A 22446-nucleotide genomic window follows, 5' to 3' on the forward strand; every position below is an offset into this window, starting at 1 on the left:
TTATTTGAAACCTTCTACGGATAATTTATAGCCGAGCCCTCTCACTGTCACGATATACTGCGGCTGGCTGGGATTTACTTCAATTTTTTCTCTAAGTTTGCGTATATGAACCATAATCGTGTTATCTTCTCCAAGAAAATTCTCCCCCCACACATTTTCATAAAGTTGAGCTTTACTGAAAAGTTGATTAGGATGCTTGCAGAAATATAGTAGTAACTGATATACCTGTGCAGGCAAGGAAACTTTAACTCCTCTTACCACGACTTCTCCAGATGAACTATTTACAAATAAGTCACCATATTGATATGTAGTTGATTCCTTTACTGTATTGGCTGTATATCTTCTTAGATGAGCTTTCACTCTCGCTACTACTTCCAATGGATTAAATGGTTTGGTGATATAATCATCAGCACCTAATGCAAACCCCGAAAGTTTATCAAGGTCAGTGGACCGCGCTGTTAAGAAAAAGATGGTGGCATTTGTCTTTTCTCGAATGAAAGGGCAAATATCAAAACCACTTCGATCTGGAAGCATGACATCTAGAAAAATTAAGCCGTAATCATTAACTGCGCATAGTTGTAATGCTTCCTCTGCTGTTTCTGCAGTATCAATTCGCTCAAATCCTTCCTTCTGTAAAATAATCTTCAACATCTGATGGATAGCCTTTTCATCATCCACTATTAATAATCTTATCTTTTCCATATAACTCGTCTCCCTAATGTCCAAATATAAAGATATCATATCATTTTTTTTCCTCATTATTAGAAATTAAGGAAGAATTAAGGTTCCGATTTTAAAGGGTTAAGGTACGATAGATATAATCCTTATAGATTAAAGAAATGAGGTGTAAAATGAAAAAAGTATTTAGTGCTATAGCAACCGTAGCTGCCGTAATTATGCTTTCAAGACATATTGGAAATGAATTTGCAGCTCAGAATTACTCTAGCTTAGCGATCATCCTGATGATTGGAATAATTGGTCAAATTCTCCTCCATTTTCGGGAGCAAAGAGTTAGAGATTAAGCGGTAGTTAAGAGAATTTGTATATAAATTTTGAGGAAAGAGAGAGTTTAATATTATGCTTACTATAGGGAAAAGAGAATTTCTCCAATTATTCAAAGGGGTTAAATCTATTCTGTTAATCTTGGTATTTTTAGTCACATCCTATTATACGGCTAAGTTTGCTGATATTTTAGCTACAGCAATGGAACTGACACCGAAAGAGGCTAGTGAAGTTCATTTAGTTGGATTATTGTTTTTAGTGATGTTTTTTGGACATTTATTTGTGGCGAGTTTATCTCATGACAGTATAAATAGAGAAATCCATGAGAGAACCATGCGATTTTTAGTTACTAAAACAACTAGGTTTTCCATTATAATTGGTAAGTTTTTGGGTATTTGGATGTTTTGGTTTGTCTGCCTGTTTTTATCATTCTTAATAATTGCTTTAACAACAGAAAAAATAGATCTTTTAGTTTTTGCTCAGACGATGAGCTTACTTACATTGCAGATATCATTTGTTCTCTTAATGTCTGTACTCATCATTAAGCCAGGAGTAACTATGTTCCTTGGGATTCTTGGAGGGATATTGTTACCAATACTAGGAGGTTGGTTTGCGCTCAGTGCTAATCCAGCTATTAGCTGGCTAAAATATATATCACCTTTTTATTATCTAGACTTAAATGATTATAGTTTCTTAGTTCTTCTTGTATTTGCAGGCATCTTAATTTATCTTACTAATTTATTTTTCAAGAGGAGGGAATGCTGATGTCAGCTATTAAAGCAGTAAAGGTATCAAAGAAGTATAACGGAATAACGGTAGTTAACGGAATTGATTTAACAATTGAGAAAGGGGAATTATTTGGATTTCTTGGTAGAAATGGCGCCGGGAAATCAACCTTTATCAATATGCTGACAGGGATTGCGAAACCTACTTCAGGTTCATTTTCTTTGTTGGGAGGAAAGATAGATGACATAGTGCTTAAAAGAAAAGTTGGTGTCCTGCCTGATTATTCAAGTTTCTACGAATCCACTACAGCACTGGAGCATTTGCGGTTCTTCTCTGCACTATCTGGTAATCCTGCGCAAAAAAGTGTGTGTCTAGAGGTATTGGATGCAGTCGGATTAGCTGATCATGCTAATAAAAAATTAGGAAAGTTCTCTTTTGGAATGAAAAAGAAACTTGGTGTCGCTCAGGCTATAATCCATGATCCTGACCTGTTATTTTTGGATGAACCAACATCGGGAATGGATCCAGAATCAGCAATCCAAATTCAAAAGCTGATTAAAAGACTGCATGGAGAAGGCAAGACTATTTTTTTAACTTCTCATAATTTGGATGAGGTCGAGAAATTATGTACAAGAATTGCTATCATGAAAGAAGGCAAGATTGTAAAAATCGGAACAATGGATGAACTCAGAGCATTTTACCGTTCCAATATTATCGTGAACATTAAACATAGTCCAATCCCTGTTTCAGAATTATCAAAGTTTCAACAATGGATTAAAGATAAAGGTACGGAAATTCACTGTAAAGAGGATTCGCTGACTATTACAGTTGATGAAGAAAATAGAATTTCTGAAATAACAAGGGCCCTAACGGCATGTAATACTAACGTTTACCGAGTCAATGTTGAGGAACCGACTTTAGAAGAGATATTTTTAGACTGACCCCTTAAATTAGGGGTCTTAGACCTTTAGGCACTTAGTGAACTCTTATTCGGGTAGGCATAAGGATTAAAAAATGGAGGTAGATATTAAAGCATGATCAGAAATATAATTGGATCAGCATTTATACTTATAAGTTATATAGTACTGGGAATAAATTGGTTTTATTTGCTGCCAAAAGGGTTAGAATTAATGCCATATTGGAGTTGGATTGTGTTTGTAAGTGCAATATTTGGAGTAGTTATTAAGTATTATAAACCAAATTCAAAAAATACAGATACGGATAATGGGAAACTAGGGAAAGTCAGCAAATTTTTTGATAATTCAATAGACGTTATAACAGGTCATATTAATAATGAGGATGAAGTTGATAAAAATAAGCAGTCCAAGAAATAGACAGAAAGTGAGCTCGTCTATTTCTAAAGGACTTATACATTTCAACCATTTTAGCTGATTTAAGTTTTACATCACAACATTTTCAGTTTTCGGCAATCTAAAAATAGCAAACAAAACTTGGTTCGCATTAATGTTAATGACCATGAAAATATATGGCAAGAAGCGCTGAAATTATCCCTGCATATTCACTTTTTCCCTTCCGTATAGGAAAGTTATTATTTAATCGTACTATTTTTTATTTGAAATGAAGATGATGCTGCTAGAATAGAAGTTAATTCGATAAGGTCATCAATAATTATATCTGCTTGCTTCAATTCGTCATCTTTAGCAAAATCAAAATTACAACCGATAGATAGAAGGTTATTTTCCTTTGCAGCTTTTATATCAGATAGGCGGTCTCCCACAACAGCTGCTCGAGTAATTCCATGTTTCTTAATAATCCTACAAACAAGGTCAGACTTATTCAGTGATTCAATATCCTGAATACTGCATGTCTCTGTCACCCATTTATCCAATTGATAATATTCAGCAATCGCTTGTAAGTATGCTGTTAAACCATTACTAGCGATATAAATAGAGAAATCATTTTCTTTTAAATAGGAGAAAACTTCTTTTACATTTGGATATAAGGCCCCTTTGCCTTTTTTTATATTTGTCACTAATCGTTCGAGAAAAATAGCATCTATTTCTTCTCTTAAACGAAGGGAATGATGAGGCAATAATGTTTCCCACACAATCGGCAATGGAACACCCATAATTTCGCGGTATTTATCTATTGGCGTGTCTCCATCCCATTGATGAATCGAGCGCAAGTAATGAAAAGTATCATTTAAAGATAGTTCTAAAATTTTGTCTGTTTGAAAGAGTGTACCATCCATATCAAATATTAGTGCTTGAGACAATCCATTTCCCCCTTTTGAAAAATTTTTGTATTTATGTACATTTTAACATAAACGTAATAGCCCAAAGATTCTTATCTTTTTTATTTCCTCCTAGTTTTATTGTACTTAAAAATCGGCAGATGGATAGAATTACATGATTTTGTTAAAAATAACTTGGAGTGATTATTTATCCTCAGTTATATATATGGAAAAGGTGAATGTAGTTATGGATAACTTTACCAATGACAATACAGCAAGAAGATATAGAGCGCATGTAAGTACTCTTGGGACAACACAAATTCACCTGCGAAATCCTTATATCATTGCATGGTGGAGTGCTGCTTTCCCTGGATTTGGTCATCTTCTCTTATCTAAATACCTGAGGGGATTCGTTTTATTTATTTGGGAAGTAGTAGTAAATGTTAACTGCAATTTAAATTTGTCGATGATTTATTCCTTTCAGGGAGAGATTGAAAAGGCTAAAGAAATCTTGGATACAAGGTGGTTACTCATTTATATCCCAGTTTATATTTTCGCTATTTGGGATAGCTATCGAACGACGGTAGATTTAAACAAAATCTTTGTGCTGGTAGAAAGAGAGGAGCATCGCTTTAATTCTTTTAGTATTGGTATAATGGAAATCAATTATCTTGATAAAAGAAATCCTATTATGGCCATTATTTGGTCCCTATTTATGCCTGGTTTAGGTCAATTATACATTCATAGAGTAATAACTGCATTTTTTGTTATCATTTGGGGAGTTGTGTTTTTTTATTTATCGCATGGTCTGGAAGCTTTGTCTCTTTTATTTTTGGGAGAAATCAAACAAGCGACAGATGTAATTAATCCAGAGTGGCTTTTGTTTTTTCCATCTATTTATGGGTTTGCAATATTTGATTCTTATATAAATACAGTAGAAAACAATAAGTTATATGATAAAGAACAACGTTCCTATTTTAGGGAAAAATATCAATCTTCGTCTTTTCAAGTATTAAAAGGACAAAAGGTGAATTAAGATGCAATTATTTTCGACATTTGAACACTCCATTTTTATAGAAATGGCTCTCAGCACGTTAGAAAAAAAGGGGATAAAAAAAGAAAATATATTTGTTGTTCCACTTGATAATAGAACCGAGCAACGAAAGATTTTTGATGACTTGCATCGGTCAGACGGAACTTCTCTTATTGATATAGGTATTGCATTAGCAACGGCATTATCAGTTGTTTTTGCAAGTATAGGATTTAAGCTTGCATGGGGACCGATATACTGGGGCCTAATTGGTGCGGCAGCTGGCTTTTTACTTGGATTTGTAATTCGTCTTTTTACAGAACTTATAGTAAAAAAGAAGAGAAGATTACTGAAGGGATTCCAATCGGAAATAATTGTTATTGTTGATTGCGAAGAGTCGCAAGGAGAGATGATAGAGAATGTTTTATTCAGCCATTATGCTTTAGGGGTAGCGAAGATAAAAGCAAAAAAGTAGAGCAGCATCACATTTATTGGTGGTTACCCAAACAATTATATGAATGTTTTTACGTATAATTGTTTGGGGTTATATTTGATTGAGATATTTATGTCCCAAACCCTTTTAAAAATTCCTTATTTAACTGAGCAGCCGCAAAAATGGCATTTTTATCCTCCAAAATATCCCCAGGTTTATTACCATTACCTAAAATATATCCTCCAAACTCAATCCCCATAAAATCAAAAATATGTTGAAATTGCTGGATCATAGGTATGCCTTTTATAGTGGGATTATCTCCACCAACAGCCAGGACATAAGCTTTTTTTGTCGCCATCTTCGCTTTGAAATCAGGATAGCTTAAATCTCTAAGTGAGTGAGACCACCGATCAATAAAATTCTTCATTAAACCAGACATGCTGTACCAATATATAGGAGTAGAGAAGATTAATATATCATGAGGAAGTATGCGATCCACTATTGAATTGTAGTCATCCTCTCTTTTTTGAAATCCTTCTAAAGTGTGGCGCATGTCCATTATAGGAAGGATAGTATACTCTCTAAGCAGAATATTATCTACCGGCACACCGTCGATTACTTTTTCTGTCAGGAGTGCTGTATTCCCATTTGAACGAGTTCCTCCATCAATAACAGCAATTTTTTTCATGGATTTACACCCTTTCCTATTCATTTATATTAATCTTATATTGGATGGGATGAATAATAAAGATGAATATTCAGATAGGTGTCATCGAGAAAATTGATAGTAGAATAAAAATATTTAAACAATAGTGGAATGAGTACGATATTCAGTTGGTGTTAGTCCGGTTACTTTTTTAAAGGATGCACTAAAATAATATTGATTGGAATAACCTACTTTTTCACTGATCTCCATAATTGGTATGCTTGTAAAAGATAAGAATTCTTTTGCCTTATTTATTCTTAGAAATGTAATATATTTAGATATACTGGTATTTTTAATTTTCTTAAAAATAGATCCAACATAGGATGGGCTCATATTAATATGGTTACTGATTGTATTTAAGTTCAGAGTTATATCATTATAATGATTCTCAATAAATTGTATGATCTGTTCAGCGATCTGATTATGTTTAGAATGAATAGATTGTTGAATTTTCTCGCTAGTAAGAAGACAAATTTTTTCTAGATTTTCACAAACTTCTTCTACCGTGTTAAATGTATCCAAGATAGAAAAGGTATGCGTTATTTTCTCCACAATTTCCGTATCTTTAATTTCTACTTCATAGAGAAAACGCAAAATTTTTGACAGAATGGATGAAATATATGAGAGAATGCCATTTTTATTATAATATACACTAGACCAGTTTTTTTCTATATAAGCTAGAAATTCTTTTATTCCCTGTTTGTCCTTTTTAGAGATTAAATTAATGAGCAATTCTTCATCTTGTCTCGATAGAAAAAGAGGAGTAGGAGCAGCTTGATGTATTTCTTCTGTTGAATATATATTATCGTCTCCAAAAATAAATTTATATTCCGTTGCTTTTTTTGCATTTCGATAAGAATTTGAAATTTCCCATATAGATTGTACGCCATGACCAATTCCTATTGTAATCGTAAAAAAATCAAACTGTTTCTTTATCGTCTCGAAAGCTTTCATAACAAAAGTACTTAATTTATGGGGATATTGTTTATGACCAACAATAAAAATTATTCTTCCACCTTGATTTATAGTATAGACATCCTCAGAGTAGAAGTAGTCTTCTACAGCATGAATTAGTTGAAAAGTATTGAGATGATATCGCTCTACTCCGAGGCTGTTCATGCAGTCTATATGTTTACTTATCTCTAAATATACACAAATGTATTGCTTCTTTGTAAATTGCAAATTTAGATAACTAGCTTGATTTTGAAGCATGTATTCTGCATAAGTTGGACCAGCATTAATAAGGTTTAAAAAGAATTTCTCTTTCAATATTGGTTGACTATGTTTTAACTGTTCCATCGTTTCTTTTTCTTGTTGAATATTCCGGAGTACTTTTTGAATGACAGTAGTGAGATAATCATAGTCAATTGGCTTTTCGACATAGTCACAAATATTAAGTCTAATTGCTTCCTGTGCATAAATAAAGTCATCATATGAACTGATAAATATAATTTTTATAAAAGGAAATTTTGTTAATAAGGTTTTAGCCAAATCGATTCCAGTTATTTCTGGCATTTGAATATCGGAAATAACTATATCTGGCTGGATTTTTTCTATTTCTTTTAGTGCTTCTATCCCACTAGCATATATCCCACAAACGGTTGCTCCCATCTCTTCCCACTTTATGTTTTTGAAAATACCTTCTAAACAAACGGTGTTGTCGTCAATCATTATAATTTTTTTCATTTTATCCTCCTAATTCTTCAAAAAATAATTCTTCCGATATCATTTGGTGGATAGTGAAGGAAACTAGAGTACCCTGTGGATGTAATCTACTTATTTGTATTGTCGGGTTTTCGGATGAATATAAAGATAATCGAGAATTTACGTTGCTTAGACCAAAATGATTTGTACGTAATGCAGTATTGTTTAGAACCTGATTTATTGTTTCTATCTTTTCATCCGTAATTCCTCGCCCATTATCTTGGATCGTAAATTGAATAGCATCATTTTTATAGGTAATAGAAATTTGAATGGATAATGGTGTGTTAACATTTTTAATTCCATGGTGGATACAATTTTCCAAAATAGGCTGCAGAACAAATTTTGGAATAAGAAAATTTTCAATTCCTTCCTCTTTCTCTATCATCCAATGAAATTCCATACTTTTGTTTAATTTTTCTAACTGGAGATAAACTTGAGCAATTTCTAGTTCATCCTTTATTAGGATAAGTTCATCGCCTTTCTTTAAAATCATTCGGTAGAACTGTGCCAATTGGGATATCATTTTATTTGCATCATCTATTCGACCAAGGGTTTGACAAGTTTTAATAGAATCAAGCATGTTATATAGAAAGTGAGGGTTTATTTTAGATTGTTCTAACTGATATTTCATTTTTTCTTCCTGTATTTTGAAATTTAAAATAGCAGTAAAATTGGTATTTATCGATTCTGTCATATTATTAAATGTTATTGCCAATGAATCAAATTCATCTTTAAAGTCCTTTTTTTTATCTATAGGCAACTTAACAGAAATAAGATTATTATTATCTAAAGAGATTGACTTAATCGTTTTAGCTATTGTTCTTATTTTTTTACTTAATTCTTTGGAGATGAATAAACTGCTGACAATACTAATGATAATAACTAGTATGACCGCTGAAATTAAGATACTTATAAGGACTATAGTATTTTTAACAATATAGCTTGTTGGAACTTCCGTAACAATATACCAGCCAGTTATTTCGTTACGTTTAAAAACATACTGGTTATCCTTGATTTTAAAGGGCTGTTCATTCATTGTTGCTATTTTGTTAAATATCTTTTTTTCAATTGGCTGGCCGATAAGCCTGCTATTATTATGTGCTAAAATAATCCCGTTTTGATCAATTAAAAAGCTATTAATAGAAGAGTCAGTAGTACTTTCATCAAGTAATTGATTTACTTCCTTTACATCTAAATCAAGAAAAATGGCATAATCTATTGTTTTCGTGTCCTTCTTTTGGTAAGTGATAAAACAACTTAAATACCTTTTATTTTGATAAGACTGATTGACAACAAAGGGCTCATTAATATTCTCAGATAGAATCCATTCTAGCTTGTTCGTACTAATAGATAGTTGCTGGTCATTTATTATTCCACGTTTATATAAATCATTTGTAGAAAAGAAGGTAATTCCTTCATCACTAAAAAGAAATTGTGGTTTTATATAAATGGTGATATTATCCAACAAGTAAGCTTCTTTTAAGTAAATAATATTATTCCTAACAGAGCTATATGATTCTAATTGGTCCGATAACTTTTGTGGTGGTTGAATTACTAAAGGATATAAATAATTCTGAATTAAACTGGATGCATTTTTCATCTGCTCAAAACGATTAGAAAGAATTACATTTAATTGATTACTTGAATAAGAGATGGAATCAAATATTTTATTTTTTGCAATATTGTAAGACAGGAAATAAGAGAGAACGCTTAAAGAGATTAACGGAATAATGGAAGTAAGAAGAAAACTCCATAAAAGCTTCTTTTGAAAACTAATAAAGTATCTTTGACAAAGTTTCTTTAAATAGAAGTATAGACGCATACAATATTTCTCCTCCTCCATTCAGAAACCGCTTACTTTTTATCCATAAGTTTATCTAGAAAAGTTTATTAAAGCAATAGATTTAAAAAAATATAATCAATCAACAAATATTATATTTTTTAGATGAGAATTTATATTTAAGTGTTTTTTTTTCTTTTATATAATGAATTTGCATATTTGAAAGCGCTTTATAAAAAGGGAGGTTAAGAGAATGCAAAAATCAAGAAAGTGGCACAGCATAGCTTTATGCATAATGATTGTAACAGCAATTTTCCTAACTGGCTGTGTAGGAGTAAATAACACAAGTTCTAATGCTGATCAAGATTCCGGAGGCGAAGGTAAGGTTGAAGGAGAAACCATTACTTTAATGACAAATGATTCAACAAAGGCAGGATGGTCTGCCTATCAGAAGAAAATAGAAGAGGCAACTGGAGTGAAGTTAAATATTATTGTTACACCTACTAACCCTGATGATATGGTAGCTAAAATGACGACTATTCTTTCTTCAGGTGATAATACAATTGATTTAATGCATGTTAATGATGAATTAATTACAGCTTTTTCAAGAGCAGACTATTTAGAGCCCTTAGAGAAAGAGGTTATGACTCCTGAAATCGTGAAAAATTTTTCTGAGCAATATATAAAGGATATACCAACATATAATGGGAGCATCTTTTCCGTGCCTAGCTACTTAGAAATCTTAGCATTTTGGGTGAATAATGAATTATTGAAAAAAACAGGTATGGAGGCTCCAAAGTCAAAAGAAGAATTTCTTGAATACGCTAAAGCGGTAACAAAAGACGGCATATATGGTTATGGAGGCTCATGGGAAAAAAGTTATGTTTTTAATGAAATTGGTACTTTTGTTAATCTCTTTGGCGGCGATTATTTTGATTGGACCAATCCCAAAACAAAAGAAGCATTGCAGTTTATGTATGATTTAGCACACAAAGAAAAAGTGACCCCGATATCCCAGCTTGCTGATATCTATGACCCTATGAATCAAAAATTTATTGATGGGAAATATGGAATGTTATTTATGTATACAGGTGCAATTCCTACATTTGAAGAAGCTGGGAAATTTAGTCCTGAACAATTGAATATAGAGCCGATGCCAACTTTTGAGACAAACGATGCCTTTATTGCTTCCTGGCATTATGTATTAAATAAATCTTCTGAGAAGAAAGCTGCATCAAAAAAAGTGCTGCAATATATTGCTAGCCCAGATGGACAATTAGCATATAGCGAAATGTCTGGGAGACTTCCTGCCCGTCTGGATGTAATTAATAATCCTAAATTTACTGCAAAAGGATTAGAGAGTGTCAAAGAATATATCAGCAATAGTACGTTAAGAGGTAGACCTTTAGTTCCACAGGCTATGGAGTTTGTTAATGGAATTGGAGCGATATTCCAAAAGTATATTTCTGATGAAATAAGTTTAGATGAAGCGGTAGAGCAGGCTCAAAAGGAAATCGCTCGTTTGGCCAAGTAAGTACAATCTTGAAATAAATAAAGAGGATTAAATTTATAGATAATTTTGATCCTCTTTATGGAAAGGAGCTATCAAATGAAGACTTTTCTAAATAAATCCTTTCAAAACAGGTTAGTTATTGCTTGGATTTTGATACTACCGGTATTAATTATTAGAGGATTTACGATTATTTATCCAATCATAGTTACTTTTATTAATAGTATGTTTGAAATTAATATGTTTAAAGGCGGGGTTGCAACATTTATTGGTTTTCAAAACTTTTTTGCTATTTTTAAAGATGATAAGATTATCACCTCTTTGGAATTTACATTGATTTTTACCATCATATCCATGATCTTTCATGTGATCTTCGGTATATTCTTAGCTGTTTTATTAAATCAGAAGTTTAAAGGAAAGAAGTTTTTACGAACAATTGTTTTAATACCATGGGCAATGCCTATGGTTGTAACAGGGTTAGCAGCAAGATGGGCATTTAATGATAGCTATGGTTTGGTGAATGATTTAATACGAAGAATCTTTACTACATTTCACTTCGATTGGCTGATTCACCCAGAATCTACAAGAATTGCGGTGATTTTGGTGGACTTATGGAAAGATGTTCCTTTCTTTGCGATTCTCGTTTTAGCAGGACTTCAGTTTATCCCAGAAGAGATTTATGAATCTGCTAAAATGGATGGTTCAAATATGGTTAGAACATTTTTCTCTATTACAATTCCACTAATAATGAAGAATTTGTTGACACTATGTATCTTTTTCACCATGTGGCGAATTGTAAGCTATGATATTGTCTATGCCATGACTACTGGAGGACCTGGTGATTCGACAAGCTTACTAGCATATAGAATTGCAGTAGAAGCTTTCACGAACTTAAATATTGGCTATGCCTCTGCTATAGCAGTACTTTTATTTTTGATGATGATTATTATCAGCAGTATAAGTTTATTAGGGATCAAGAAAAATGACTATTAGGAGGTATGTAAAGAATGAATATAAGGTCGATGAAAAGTTTTTATTTTTTTCTTAGATGGGGATTGACCTTTGTTGTAGCAATTATTATCTTGCTACCTCTTTACTGGATTTTTATTTCATCTATAACACCAAAGGGTTCTCTATTCCAAACTCCTATTGATTACTTTCCTAAGATCATTACTTTTCAAAACTATAAAGATTTATTTATTCAATTGGGAATTGGGGAAATGGCGATTAATACATTGCTGATTACTGGTTTATCTCTAGTTGCTTCTATTATATTTGGTACGGCAGCAGCATATGGGTTTGCCAGATATGACTATTCGAGAGGAGTTAGCTGGGGATATAAATTGCTGTTGTTTTCAGCACTAATCCCACCTGTTATAACTGCGCGACCTCTATACGATTTTATGAAGTCTGTACAATTGGTTGATACCTATTTGGGGTTAACCATTTTATATACAAGTTCCTTGCTCCCTTTCTCTGTACTAATTCTCTATAATTTCGTTAAACAAATTCCTCCATCTTTGGAAGAAGCTGCTCAAGTAGATGGAGCGAATTTTTTACAAGTATTATTCAAAGTGTATTTTCCGCTGATGAAGCCAGCTATAGCTACTGTTAGTATTATTAACTTTATCCAATGTTTAAATGAGTTTTTTACACCTTTATTTTTTTCTTACAAAATTAAAGTATTAAGTGTGGGGATTACAACGATTCCAAGAACAAGTAACTTTGAAGTGCCTTGGGATTTAATAAGTTCCATGGGTTGGTTCATTACTTTACCTATTATTTTATTTGTGATGATATTTGAAAAGAACATTATGGAAGGAATTATCGCTGGAGGAGTTAAACAATAAAAAAATTGGAGTGATACGATGTTTAATGGATTATCTACTTTACCTATTTTAAATAATGGAAGAACAAGAGCGATTAATGCGGAAAATCCTACTGGTGAAAAAGGAGGTGGCGGGAAGGCAGCTAGTAATCTTGGACCTTCGAGAAAAGGGGCTCCGTGTTTAAGAGATATTAAATCAGGCGAAATAAAAGTTTTAGCTGAAATTGATGGACCAGGTGTTATTGAACATATTTGGATAACGGTTCCTGCGAAAATAAATGATAAAAATCCGTTTGTATTGAGAGATATTATTCTCAGAATGTATTGGGATGATGAAGAGAATCCATCAGTTGAAAGCCCTTTGGGAGATTTCTTTTGCTGTGGATTTGGGCAAGGCTGTTTAGTGAATTCCATGCCTATAGCCGTTAATCCGAATAGAGGAATGAATAGTTATTTTTCTATGCCTTTTCATAAAAAAGCACGCATTACGATCGAAAATCAATGTGAGGATGCAATTCCTGCCTTTTTTTATCAAGTAGACTATTGCTTATATGATTCTTTGCCAAAAGAAATTGCTTATTTTCATGCCCAATGGAGAAGACAGAGTATTACTGAAAAAGGGCAGGATTATATTATTTTAGATGGTGTGAAAGGAAAAGGGCAGTATGTTGGTACGTATATGGCATTATCTACATTAGAAAGATATTGGTGGGGAGAAGGGGAGGTAAAGGTTTTTCTAGATGGAGATAAAGAATATCCGACAATTTGCGGAACTGGAACAGAGGATTATTTTGGTGGTGCTTGGAGTTTTGCAACATATAATGAGCATGGCAAAATGGACGAAACAACTTATTCTACACCTTTTTTAGGTTATCCGTTTTATGCTAAACAGGATAATACAGTTGTTAATCCTTACCATAATGATGATGTACCGCCAATGCGTGGATTTTATCGCTGGCATATTATGGATCCTATTCGCTTTGAAGAGGATCTCAAGATAACCGTACAACAAATTGGTGTCAGCCATCGTGGTTTGTTTGAGAGACAGGATGATGTTTCTACTGTTGCTTATTGGTATCAGACATTGCCTCATGAGCCATTTCCTGTTTTCCCTTTAAGAGAAGAACGATGGCCACGATAAAATATATCATCCTTAAATAAGAATTAATTTGTTTTCAAGAATGTAAATCCGCTAATCGGTTAAAATAACAAGAACAACTTTGAGGAGGATTAATAATGGAAGACACAGGTAAATTCGTGGAAAAACTAAAGGATGATCAAAAGAAGCAAGAAAAAAATAAAAAGCATGGTAAAGGACATCCAGAGGCCAAATTACCAAATAAGCAGCACTAAAAATACATGCTAAAGAACTGCACCTTTATTTTAGGGTGCAGTTTTTTTAGGTTACTATTCTCTTTCTTTTTCAAAAAAATCCTTATTGCTATCACGACTTGATAGCAATCTGCATACTTTAACAAAGGATAAAGAGGAGAAAGGAAGAGATGGAATGAAAATTGAAAAAGTCATGACATATTACGGATATGATTTGATGATTAATGAAATTTTACATAAGAAGTGCCTGAAGTGTAAACAGTGGTATAAATTTGATGGGGAGTTAGGTTATTGTAATTCATGTATAAGAGAGTTGGATAAAAAAAGACAGCGTTCTTTTCAACAATAGATTTTGGTTTTATCATTCCGTTCGTCATCAGGATTTCTTTTCGAGCTTCAAAAACATGTCCTATTAAACATCCCTCTGCATATAATGGTAGTAAATTTTGCTATTGGTGGGAGGAGTATATGTTATCGTTCATTGAAAAAGCAGTTCTCGGAATGGTTATCCTAAGATTATTATCTGGAAGCATAGAAATTACTGCAGCGCTTTTGATGCTGAAGACAAATGAAATAGAAAAGGCGCTTATAATCAATAGCTCCTTAGCAATTGTTGGTCCTCTTGTACTTATAGCAACTACCTTTGTTGGCTTATGGGGTTTAACAGATAAAATATCCTTTGCTAAAATGATATGGATATTATTGGGGGTTGGGCTGATTATATATGGGGTGAAAAGCGAATAATGAATAAAAATTGCCTTTTTCTCCTGTTCAGGTGGTAAAAAGGCAATTTATTTTAGCTTTTGGTTAATATCGCAAAAAGCATTAGGACATAATGACTTCCTTTGAGAGAACAGTTTCGATTTTCTTAAATAATTTTTGTATTTCCTCGCCTTTAGAAATATTGACATTTATTTCACTCAGACAATGTTCTTTAATTAAATCTATCTTTTTCTTTTTGTTCTCAGCCTCTTCGCTTTCTTTGTCATTATCCTTTTTTAGCAGCTGTTCATTGCCATGATGAGTTAATATCCAAAAGGTATAAGTTAAATTTGGGTTTTTTTCTGGATAACTGAAGAATAGGACAAAGTGAATAAAAAAGTCTTTATCAAAATACTGTAATGTGCCTCTAAGGTAATTCTCCTCATTCTTACTAGAGGAAAGGGAGGTGCGAAATCCTTTTTTTAATCCAATTTGTTCTATTTCATCCAGGATATACTCGATAAATAACTTCAATTTTTTTCCTCCGTTGTCCAAGTTTTATAACACTCACCTAATGTATTTTTCCTCTTGCTAAGTGTTAGTATTCTGGAATTAAACATATTTTGTAAGACAGAATAACTTTTCCATGTACGGATAATCTAACTAAAGATCCCTCAATCATAAAAGTAATGGATTATGCTGTACAGTAACGGAGGTAGTATTTGTGGAAAAGAAAAAAAATACAAAAATGACTGCAGTAGCGATTGGTTCTATCCCGCTTATCATGACACTAGGAAATTCCATGTTAATACCAATACTGCCAAAAATGCAATCGGAAATTAATCTTTCTGCTTTTCAAGCTAGTATGACGATAACGGTTTTTTCTGTAGTTGCCGCTTTCTTTATTCCTATTTTAGGCTATTTATCGGATCGTTTTACACGAAAATCCGTTATTCTTCCTGCTTTGTTTTTATATGGCGTTGGAGGTATATTAGCTGGATTTGCTGCGGCGAAATTTTCCCATGCTTATACATGGATCTTAGTAGGACGGTCTTTACAAGGGATAGGTGCTGCTGGAACCGCACCGATAGCAATGGCATTAACGGCCGATTTATATAAAGGAGCGAAAGAAAGTAGGATATTGGGACTTGTGGAAGCATCCAATGGATTTGGGAAAGTGCTTTCTCCTATACTAGGTTCTGCCATTGCCTTAATTGTTTGGTATGGCGTATTTTTTGCTTTTCCAATGGTTGTATTAATTTCTATTATCTTGTCATGGATATTCATTAGAGAGAAAGAACATAGTAAAAAGCCTCCATCTCCAAGCAAATATATAAAAGGGTTAGTAAGTGTTTTTAAACATGAAGGAAAATGGTTATTTACGGCATACTTAGCAGGGGCAACCTGTTTATTTACGCTCTTCGGTATTCTTTTCTATTTATCAGATACATTAGAGAAAACGCATAAAATTGATGGAATTATCAAGGGGTTAATACTAGCAATTCCCTTATTAATAATGTGTACAACATCCTATATTACAGGAAGTAAAATAGGAAAAAATCAAAAATTAATGAAAAAGTTAATCGTCCTTGGTTTTATTTTTGTCACTGCATCTTATGCAAGCTTAAGTTTATTTAAGGGCCTTGTTCCTTTTATAGCAGTCCTTGCAGTCAGCAGTGTTGGAACTGGTTTGATTTTGCCGTGTATTAATAGTTTTATTACAGGTGCTGTTGGCCAAGAAAGAAGGGGGTTCGTTACTTCTTTATATGGTTCTGTGCGGTTCCTGGGAGTTGCAATCGGACCGCCAATTTTCGGAAGGCTGATGGATTGGTCCCGTTTAGGTATGTTTTTATCAATAGCTGGATTTACTTGTCTAGTTGGTCTTCTTGCCCTGTTATTAATCAAAGGAGAGGATAACAAACAGCAGCAGGGAGAAAAAGGGAAGAAAGACAAAAAAGAAGAGGATACGAAAGAAGTCATTCCTTTTTTAGAGCCTATTGATGGAAGATGATAAGGATGTTTGGGATTATCCCGAACATCCTTATTTTTTCCGCCAGGCAAACGCAGGACCAGAGATGGGTAGACGAATTCTTAAATTATAGAGATAGGCAACAATTTTTGTAGAGAACCATTGACAGATGAGGGCTTGTATCACAATTTGCCAATCGATAATATAAGCAGTGATGACAAATATTACCCCATTTATCCAAAATAATGGTTTACCAGGATTAATATTTCTATATTTGGAGATGATTAAGGCAATAACTCCGATTCCGCCATTCGAAACACCTTGCCTTAAGAGAATGCCAATTCCTGTACCTAGTACTAAGGATCCAATAAGCATATCTATCCAGACATTGGAAAAGGGTGTACTGAAATAGGTTTGGGAAAGATTAACGGCTATAGAAGTGATCGTAATTCCAAATAATGTTCCAACTGCACTGCTGCCGCCTAAGAAATGGATGGCAAAAAGGAGCATAGAAGAATTGATCATCCAAAGAATAATACTTAGGGGGATGTTGAAAAAATAATGGAAGAGAACAGTTAAACCGCCAGCTCCCCCAGAAGGGATAGAATTTGGAAAAAGGAATATACCCATTGCACATCCTTGAATAATTGCACCAAGCAAAATGAAGGAGTATTGTCTACATATTCTTCTAAATCGATAAGGTGAATAAGCTACCGGCTTTTTTTTTCTCAAAAAAATCATCCCTCATTTAATATGCATGTCCACTATAATAACAAGTGTATGCAGAAACATGAAAAGGAATGACCTTTATTATAGGAATTGGGAGTCTTTCTTTCAAGGGACTGTTCGCTTAACTCATCCTCAGTGATGGGGGTATTAGCTTTGTCTTGTTACCACGCTAAATAAGAAAAGAAGAAGACCAGACAAAAAAAGTCAGCCTCCTCCACTAATCCTCATTAATTTAGCTTTGGAATCGTTTTTAATGCTAGGTTTCGTTCCTCCTCAATCATTCGATGAGACTTTTCGTCGGTTGGATGGAGGATTTTTTTCAATATATCGTTAACTAAAGAGGCAAAAGCAGCATGATTTCGCTGGCGTGACCTTTCTAGAGTAATTGGTATATCTTGAGCAATGACGCCATCCTGAAGAACAATGACTCGATCAGCAAGCGCTACAGCCTCTTCGACATCATGCGTTACTAATAAGGAGGTGAATCCGTGGGTCATTTGAATATTTTCAATCATAGATTGCATTTCTAGACGGGTAAGAGCATCTAAGGCTCCAAGGGGTTCATCGAGTAACAGCAGTCTTGGTTTATGCATAAGCGACCGAGCTAATGCTACACGCTGCTTCTGTCCGCCAGAAAGATTTGCTGGCCATTCATCTTTCTTGTCTTCTAATCCAACATCACGCAAAACCTGAATGGCTTCTTCCCGGCGATTCCCTTTTAGTCCTAATTTTACATTATCTAATACGCGTTTCCATGGAAGTAAGCGCCCATCCTGGAACATCATGCATGCTTCCCTGTTTAAACTATTTAAAGGTTTTCCGTCGATGAGTATTTCGCCTTTAGTTGGTTTTTCTAACCCTGACAGTAAGCGAAGTAACGTGCTTTTTCCACAGCCGCTCTTTCCGACAATTGCAAGGAACTCGCCTCGATTTATTTTAAGATTTAGAGATTTTAAGACTTTGGTATCATTATAGCTTTTTTCGAGATTTTTTATTTCTAGATATATTTTTTCTTTCCTCATCTTCCAATCCTCCTTTACTTTAGGAATGTTTGTGGTAGCTAGGATGCCATTTAAGCCATCGTGTTTCCATAAAACGAGCGATTACATCGGAAAGTTTTCCAAGTAATGCATACAGGAGAATACTTAATACAATTACATCCATCCTCATAAATTCTCTTGCATTCATTGCCATATAACCAATCCCAGAAGTAGAGGATATTGTTTCCGCAACAATTAAAGTAATCCACATGATTCCTAATGAAAATCGTAAACCTACAAGAATGGAAGAAAGAGCGCCTGGAAATATAACATTTAGGAAAAGAGAAAAGCCATTTAGCCCATACATTTTTCCCATTTCGATTAATCCTTTATCAACGGATTTAATACCATGATAAGTATTAAGATAGATGGGGAATAAAACCCCTAAAGCTACAAGAAATACTTTTGCTTCTTCTCCAATCCCAAACCAAAGAATGACTAATGGTATTAGAGCTAAATGGGGAATATTTCGTAACATTTGAATAGAGGTGTCAAGTAATAGCTCTGTAAATCGGAATAAGCCGTTTAATAAACCTAATACAAATCCAATCGTACCACCGATCAGAAATCCAATAGACGCTCTCCATAAACTAATCCATACATGATGGGTTAATTCTCCCGTTTGAAAGAGATTGATGGCAGCCACATAGACATCCGATGGAGCGGGAAGTATTCGCGAGGAAATAATCCCTGCTTTAATAATCCATTGCCAGCCAATTAGCAATAAAATAGGAATACCCCACGGCAATATTTTTTTTATGAAGTAGAGAGATGTTTTCTTCACTGTTCCTCATCCTTTAAATCAATTGTATAGACGTTTTCATTCACCTTTATTTTCTTCGGGATAAGTTGGAGGTTATAAAAGGTATCTGCAATTTCTTGCTGTTCTTTTATAATCGATGCACTTATTTCTTCTACTCCATACACTCTTCTTTCCACAGCAATGTTCATGGAGGCTTCATCAATACCCAAAATAGAGGAAAGCATTTTTGTTAAATCTTCCGGATGCTCATTTGCCCACTGACATGATTTTTGTATTTCTTTCATCACTACTTTAATAATCTCTTTGTTTTCCTGAAGAAAGTCAGAGGAAGCTAGAAAGAAATCGCGGTCACTAGTTAGACCTTTTCCATTTACTAATAGTGTTGCATCAGCTTGTAACTGTGTATCTGCGGTAAAAGGATCCCATATAACCCAAGCGTCAATTTCCTTTTTTTCAAAAGCAATTCTTGCGTCTCCAGGCGATAAGTAAGCAGGTTCTATGTCACTATAGTTTAAACCAGCTTTTTCTAATGCTTTTACTAATAAATAATGGGAACTACTTCCTTTGGCAAAACCGATTTTTTTTCCTTTCAGGTCTGCTAATGTCTTGATGGAAGAATCATTCTTCACTAAAATGCCAGAACCTTCAAACTTTGATTTTCCTGCAGCAACATACTGTAAGGTAGAATCAGAAGCTTGAGCAAAGATTGGAGGAGAATCACCTGACCGACCAAAATCTATACTTCCGGCATTTAATGCTTCAAGTAAAGCTGGGCCTGCTTGAAATTCATACCATTCTACTTTATATCCAAGTGGCTTTAAACGTTCTTCTAAGGTACCTAGCTCCTTCAAAATAAGGAGTGGTCCATTTTTTTGATAACCAATACGGAATACCTTATCATAGCTACTATTCTCACCTGGTGGTTTTGGTAATGAACAAGCAGAAAGAAAAATGGTAGATAAAAGCAGCATACATCCTAAGATTAAAGCGACTGTTTTCTTTCTTTTTTTCATATAGAAGCATCATCTCCTCATACTCTTATTTTATTTGTCAGCTATGTTAAGGAAGCTTGTAGAAGATGATATTCTCTGCCATCAATCACTAGTTAGGCATTAACGTACATATATTTTTCTTTCTGAAAAGTTGACTGTTTCATCATTCAAACCAACCATTTTTTTAACATAGCATATCCACATATTCTGTCTGGACTTTAGTTCTTTATAAATTATGCAAAGAATACTATTAGGTACCTGTTTAGTTTTTTTAGATATAATTTCTTTTTTGTTTTATCAAATAGGGAATTTAGAATGAAGGGGAGGGAGTAGTTAACCATTTAGGAAGGATCCTCGGACAAAGAACTTTACAGCACATAAAAAAACAGCCTTAGATTACCTAAGGCAAAAAGACCATAAAAATGCAGAAATTGCTGGGATGACAATTATCGATCAGGATCATTTGGATTTAAAATACGGGGACGGCGATTCTTTAAAGGAATTGGTGTTCTGACAAGAATATCTCTCATTGCACGGTAATTGAATGGAATGAAAGGCCATAGATAGGGAACTCCAAATGATTTCGTTTTTGCAAGGAAGATAATAAACAGAGCTACCCCAACGATATATCCTGGAACTTTAAAGATAGCGGTAGAAATTAACAGCACAATCCGGACAAGTCTGTTTGCTAAACCAAGCTCATAACTAGGTGTTGCAAAAGTTCCGATGGCAGCAATGGAGAAATACAAAATGACTTCGTTTGAAAACAGCCCAACCTCTACTGCGACTTGTCCAATCATTAAGGCAGCCACAAGTCCTAATGCGGTTGCAAGCGATGTAGGTGTATGAATGGCGGCCATACGAAGCATATCCAGTCCAACTTCTATTAAAAGAAACTGAATAATTAAGGGAACCTGCCCTAATTCATTCGGTCCCAAAAAGGATAAAGATCCAGGCAATAGGCTTGGTTCTATACTCACTAAATACCACAAAGGTAATAAGAAAAGGGAAGCAAACACACCTAGGTAGCGAACAAAGCGTAAATAGGCACCTACAAGCGGATTGTTTCGATATTCTTCAGCATGCTGTAAATGATGCCAGAAAGTGACGGGGGTGATCATGGCAGACGGCGAGCCATCTACAAAAATACATATATGCCCTTCAAAAAGATGGATGGCCGTTGTATCAGGTCGTTCTGTATAACGTACTTTTGGGAAAGGATTCCAGTTGTTTCCTGAAATAAATTCCTCAATTGTTTTTTCTGCCATCGGTAATCCATCGGTATCAATATGGGACATCGCCTTCTTTAATTGTTCGACCATATCTGGATCTGCAATATCACCAATATAACAAATAACGATATCTGTTTTGGAACGACGCCCTACTTGCATAAATTCCATTCGCAGCGTCCGATCTCTGATTCTTCTTCTTGTCAGCGCTGTATTAAACACAATTGTTTCTACAAAGCCATCCCGGGAACCACGGACGACCCTCTCTGTATCAGGCTCTTGTGGTCCTCTGACAGGATAGGTTCTCGCATCAATCAGCAGGACTTCGTCAATACCTTCGATAAGGAGTGCTGTTGGACCTGAGAGCACATTATCGACAACCTTATTTAGATCATCAACAGTGCTGATTTCTATATAAGGTATATAGGTACTCAATAATTTCTTTAAAACATCTTTTCTTAATTCCTCTTTTTTTACTTTTGCAAGGAACTTCATGAGCAAATGTAATATATCATCTTTTACTAATCCGTCTACAAGAAACATAGCCATTCGAATGCCAGCATATTCCACATCTAAATGGATTATGTCAAAGTTTTGTCCTACACCCAATTCTTCCTTAAGGTATCCAACATTCTGATCCAAATGACTGGATACTTTCTTCTTACTTATGTTTTCCATATCTCACCTCATACTAAAAACAGTTGTGGAATGATTTTTCTTTTTTATGTACTATATTTCATAATAGACATAGAGAAGGAAAAAAATACCCGCGAAGTA

Annotated in this window: 23 protein-coding genes and 1 pseudogene; 13 read left to right on the forward strand and 11 right to left on the reverse strand. The window is 34.1% G+C overall.

The genetic code is table 11. The features are described 5' to 3' along the window. Positions 1 to 702: a response regulator transcription factor gene (locus tag NSQ92_RS04495; protein WP_061800271.1), complete on the reverse strand. Its 702-nt coding sequence runs from the start codon at positions 700 to 702 to the stop codon at positions 1 to 3. Between the two features lie 149 nt (positions 703 to 851). On the opposite strand from NSQ92_RS04495, the gene NSQ92_RS04500 reads away from it, so the two are divergent. From NSQ92_RS04500 to NSQ92_RS04515, 4 genes are all read left to right on the forward strand, one after another. After that, positions 852 to 1022, forward strand: coding sequence for a hypothetical protein (locus NSQ92_RS04500; RefSeq protein ID WP_156485452.1), 171 nt, complete (start codon positions 852 to 854; stop codon positions 1020 to 1022). 55 nt (positions 1023 to 1077) lie between these two features. Beyond that, entirely contained in the window at positions 1078 to 1767 is a 690-nt protein-coding gene (locus NSQ92_RS04505) for an ABC transporter permease (RefSeq protein WP_047941412.1), read from the forward strand. Further along, complete coding sequence (locus NSQ92_RS04510) at positions 1767 to 2669, forward strand: ABC transporter ATP-binding protein (protein WP_047941413.1); 903 nt, start codon at positions 1767 to 1769, stop codon at positions 2667 to 2669. Before NSQ92_RS04505 ends, NSQ92_RS04510 begins: the two co-directional genes overlap by 1 nt. 93 nt (positions 2670 to 2762) lie before the next feature. Next, complete coding sequence (locus NSQ92_RS04515; protein WP_047941414.1) at positions 2763 to 3062, forward strand: hypothetical protein; 300 nt, start codon at positions 2763 to 2765, stop codon at positions 3060 to 3062. Positions 3063 to 3277: 215 nt separating this feature from the next. Here the strand turns inward: NSQ92_RS04515 and NSQ92_RS04520 are convergent. Continuing rightward, positions 3278 to 3982: pseudogene (locus NSQ92_RS04520) on the reverse strand (HAD family hydrolase); the annotation flags it as partial. 187 nt (positions 3983 to 4169) lie between these two features. Here NSQ92_RS04520 and NSQ92_RS04525 point away from each other — a divergent pair. Together NSQ92_RS04525 and NSQ92_RS04530 are read left to right on the forward strand one after the other, a co-directional pair. Then, positions 4170 to 4958 carry a hypothetical protein gene (locus NSQ92_RS04525; protein WP_047941614.1) on the forward strand — a complete coding sequence of 263 codons (789 nt, stop codon included), beginning with the start codon at positions 4170 to 4172 and terminating at the stop codon, positions 4956 to 4958. Between the two features lies 1 nt (position 4959). Beyond that, positions 4960 to 5427 (forward strand): hypothetical protein, encoded by a 468-nt coding sequence (locus NSQ92_RS04530; protein ID WP_047941416.1) that lies wholly within the window; start codon positions 4960 to 4962, stop codon positions 5425 to 5427. Positions 5428 to 5515: 88 nt separating this feature from the next. Here NSQ92_RS04530 and NSQ92_RS04535 read toward each other — a convergent pair whose 3' ends face one another. From NSQ92_RS04535 to NSQ92_RS04545, 3 genes are all read right to left on the reverse strand, one after another. Next, a complete protein-coding gene (locus NSQ92_RS04535; RefSeq protein ID WP_336044805.1) occupies positions 5516 to 6073 on the reverse strand; it encodes a flavodoxin family protein in 558 nt (185 codons plus the stop codon). A 114-nt stretch (positions 6074 to 6187) separates the two neighbouring features. Further along, positions 6188 to 7777, reverse strand: a complete 1590-nt coding sequence (locus tag NSQ92_RS04540) for a response regulator (RefSeq protein WP_047941417.1) — start codon at positions 7775 to 7777, stop codon at positions 6188 to 6190. A 1-nt stretch (position 7778) separates the two neighbouring features. Continuing rightward, positions 7779 to 9617: a sensor histidine kinase gene (locus tag NSQ92_RS04545; protein ID WP_061800265.1), complete on the reverse strand. Its 1839-nt coding sequence runs from the start codon at positions 9615 to 9617 to the stop codon at positions 7779 to 7781. A gap of 211 nt (positions 9618 to 9828) precedes the next feature. Between NSQ92_RS04545 and NSQ92_RS04550 the strand changes: the two genes are divergently transcribed. From NSQ92_RS04550 to NSQ92_RS04575, 6 genes are all read left to right on the forward strand, one after another. Continuing rightward, a complete protein-coding gene (locus NSQ92_RS04550; RefSeq protein WP_341152408.1) occupies positions 9829 to 11109 on the forward strand; it encodes a sugar ABC transporter substrate-binding protein in 1281 nt (426 codons plus the stop codon). Between the two features lie 75 nt (positions 11110 to 11184). After that, entirely contained in the window at positions 11185 to 12078 is an 894-nt protein-coding gene (locus NSQ92_RS04555; protein WP_047941420.1) for a carbohydrate ABC transporter permease, read from the forward strand. Positions 12079 to 12092: 14 nt separating this feature from the next. Continuing rightward, complete coding sequence (locus NSQ92_RS04560) at positions 12093 to 12935, forward strand: carbohydrate ABC transporter permease (RefSeq protein ID WP_047941421.1); 843 nt, start codon at positions 12093 to 12095, stop codon at positions 12933 to 12935. Positions 12936 to 12953: 18 nt separating this feature from the next. Beyond that, positions 12954 to 14054 carry a glycoside hydrolase family 172 protein gene (locus tag NSQ92_RS04565; protein ID WP_047941422.1) on the forward strand — a complete coding sequence of 367 codons (1101 nt, stop codon included), beginning with the start codon at positions 12954 to 12956 and terminating at the stop codon, positions 14052 to 14054. Between the two features lie 95 nt (positions 14055 to 14149). Continuing rightward, positions 14150 to 14266: a DUF4023 family protein gene (locus tag NSQ92_RS04570; protein ID WP_082138277.1), complete on the forward strand. Its 117-nt coding sequence runs from the start codon at positions 14150 to 14152 to the stop codon at positions 14264 to 14266. A 447-nt stretch (positions 14267 to 14713) separates the two neighbouring features. Beyond that, positions 14714 to 14989, forward strand: coding sequence for a YqhV family protein (locus NSQ92_RS04575; protein ID WP_172867018.1), 276 nt, complete (start codon positions 14714 to 14716; stop codon positions 14987 to 14989). An 81-nt stretch (positions 14990 to 15070) separates the two neighbouring features. On the opposite strand, the gene NSQ92_RS04580 is transcribed toward NSQ92_RS04575, so the two are convergent. After that, complete coding sequence (locus NSQ92_RS04580) at positions 15071 to 15481, reverse strand: hypothetical protein (protein WP_341152409.1); 411 nt, start codon at positions 15479 to 15481, stop codon at positions 15071 to 15073. 214 nt (positions 15482 to 15695) lie between these two features. Between NSQ92_RS04580 and NSQ92_RS04585 the strand changes: the two genes are divergently transcribed. Then, positions 15696 to 16958, forward strand: a complete 1263-nt coding sequence (locus NSQ92_RS04585; RefSeq protein ID WP_061800326.1) for an MFS transporter — start codon at positions 15696 to 15698, stop codon at positions 16956 to 16958. 30 nt (positions 16959 to 16988) lie between these two features. Here NSQ92_RS04585 and NSQ92_RS04590 read toward each other — a convergent pair whose 3' ends face one another. The 5 genes from NSQ92_RS04590 to NSQ92_RS04610 all read right to left on the reverse strand — a co-directional run bounded on the left by NSQ92_RS04590 (position 16989) and on the right by NSQ92_RS04610 (position 22347). After that, positions 16989 to 17648 carry a YitT family protein gene (locus NSQ92_RS04590; RefSeq protein ID WP_235844532.1) on the reverse strand — a complete coding sequence of 220 codons (660 nt, stop codon included), beginning with the start codon at positions 17646 to 17648 and terminating at the stop codon, positions 16989 to 16991. Between the two features lie 224 nt (positions 17649 to 17872). Beyond that, positions 17873 to 18667, reverse strand: coding sequence for an ATP-binding cassette domain-containing protein (locus tag NSQ92_RS04595; protein ID WP_095321727.1), 795 nt, complete (start codon positions 18665 to 18667; stop codon positions 17873 to 17875). 19 nt (positions 18668 to 18686) lie between these two features. Next, positions 18687 to 19469, reverse strand: coding sequence for an aliphatic sulfonate ABC transporter permease SsuC (ssuC, locus tag NSQ92_RS04600; protein WP_095257861.1), 783 nt, complete (start codon positions 19467 to 19469; stop codon positions 18687 to 18689). After that, on the reverse strand, positions 19466 to 20461 hold the full coding sequence (locus NSQ92_RS04605) for a sulfonate ABC transporter substrate-binding protein (protein ID WP_341152410.1): 996 nt from the start codon (positions 20459 to 20461) through the stop codon (positions 19466 to 19468). The genes ssuC and NSQ92_RS04605 overlap by 4 nt, the downstream gene beginning before the upstream one ends. 425 nt (positions 20462 to 20886) lie before the next feature. Further along, positions 20887 to 22347, reverse strand: a complete 1461-nt coding sequence (locus tag NSQ92_RS04610) for a spore germination protein (RefSeq protein ID WP_047941429.1) — start codon at positions 22345 to 22347, stop codon at positions 20887 to 20889. Positions 22348 to 22446: the final 99 nt, after the last annotated feature.

The sequence above is a fragment of the Niallia sp. FSL M8-0099 genome (assembly GCF_038006945.1).
GTDB lineage: Bacteria > Bacillota > Bacilli > Bacillales > Cytobacillaceae > Niallia > Niallia circulans.

What these genes read in the sequence shown, in the direction of transcription:
- NSQ92_RS04585 (WP_061800326.1), top strand. Translation starts at nt 15,696, where the DNA reads ATGACTGCAGTAGCGATTGGTTCTATCCCGCTTATCATGACACTAGGA.
- NSQ92_RS04550 (WP_341152408.1), top strand. Translation starts at nt 9,829, where the DNA reads ATGCAAAAATCAAGAAAGTGGCACAGCATAGCTTTATGCATAATGATT.
- NSQ92_RS04495 (WP_061800271.1), bottom strand. Translation starts at nt 702, where the DNA reads ATGGAAAAGATAAGATTATTAATAGTGGATGATGAAAAGGCTATCCAT.
- NSQ92_RS04545 (WP_061800265.1), bottom strand. Translation starts at nt 9,617, where the DNA reads ATGCGTCTATACTTCTATTTAAAGAAACTTTGTCAAAGATACTTTATT.
- NSQ92_RS04560 (WP_047941421.1), top strand. Translation starts at nt 12,093, where the DNA reads ATGAATATAAGGTCGATGAAAAGTTTTTATTTTTTTCTTAGATGGGGA.
- NSQ92_RS04515 (WP_047941414.1), top strand. Translation starts at nt 2,763, where the DNA reads ATGATCAGAAATATAATTGGATCAGCATTTATACTTATAAGTTATATA.
- NSQ92_RS04540 (WP_047941417.1), bottom strand. Translation starts at nt 7,777, where the DNA reads ATGAAAAAAATTATAATGATTGACGACAACACCGTTTGTTTAGAAGGT.
- NSQ92_RS04535 (WP_336044805.1), bottom strand. Translation starts at nt 6,073, where the DNA reads ATGAAAAAAATTGCTGTTATTGATGGAGGAACTCGTTCAAATGGGAAT.
- NSQ92_RS04510 (WP_047941413.1), top strand. Translation starts at nt 1,767, where the DNA reads ATGTCAGCTATTAAAGCAGTAAAGGTATCAAAGAAGTATAACGGAATA.
- NSQ92_RS04575 (WP_172867018.1), top strand. Translation starts at nt 14,714, where the DNA reads ATGTTATCGTTCATTGAAAAAGCAGTTCTCGGAATGGTTATCCTAAGA.
- NSQ92_RS04595 (WP_095321727.1), bottom strand. Translation starts at nt 18,667, where the DNA reads ATGAGGAAAGAAAAAATATATCTAGAAATAAAAAATCTCGAAAAAAGC.
- NSQ92_RS04570 (WP_082138277.1), top strand. Translation starts at nt 14,150, where the DNA reads ATGGAAGACACAGGTAAATTCGTGGAAAAACTAAAGGATGATCAAAAG.
- NSQ92_RS04565 (WP_047941422.1), top strand. Translation starts at nt 12,954, where the DNA reads ATGTTTAATGGATTATCTACTTTACCTATTTTAAATAATGGAAGAACA.
- NSQ92_RS04505 (WP_047941412.1), top strand. Translation starts at nt 1,078, where the DNA reads ATGCTTACTATAGGGAAAAGAGAATTTCTCCAATTATTCAAAGGGGTT.
- NSQ92_RS04610 (WP_047941429.1), bottom strand. Translation starts at nt 22,347, where the DNA reads ATGGAAAACATAAGTAAGAAGAAAGTATCCAGTCATTTGGATCAGAAT.
- NSQ92_RS04500 (WP_156485452.1), top strand. Translation starts at nt 852, where the DNA reads ATGAAAAAAGTATTTAGTGCTATAGCAACCGTAGCTGCCGTAATTATG.
- NSQ92_RS04525 (WP_047941614.1), top strand. Translation starts at nt 4,170, where the DNA reads ATGGATAACTTTACCAATGACAATACAGCAAGAAGATATAGAGCGCAT.
- NSQ92_RS04605 (WP_341152410.1), bottom strand. Translation starts at nt 20,461, where the DNA reads ATGAAAAAAAGAAAGAAAACAGTCGCTTTAATCTTAGGATGTATGCTG.
- NSQ92_RS04555 (WP_047941420.1), top strand. Translation starts at nt 11,185, where the DNA reads ATGAAGACTTTTCTAAATAAATCCTTTCAAAACAGGTTAGTTATTGCT.
- NSQ92_RS04530 (WP_047941416.1), top strand. Translation starts at nt 4,960, where the DNA reads ATGCAATTATTTTCGACATTTGAACACTCCATTTTTATAGAAATGGCT.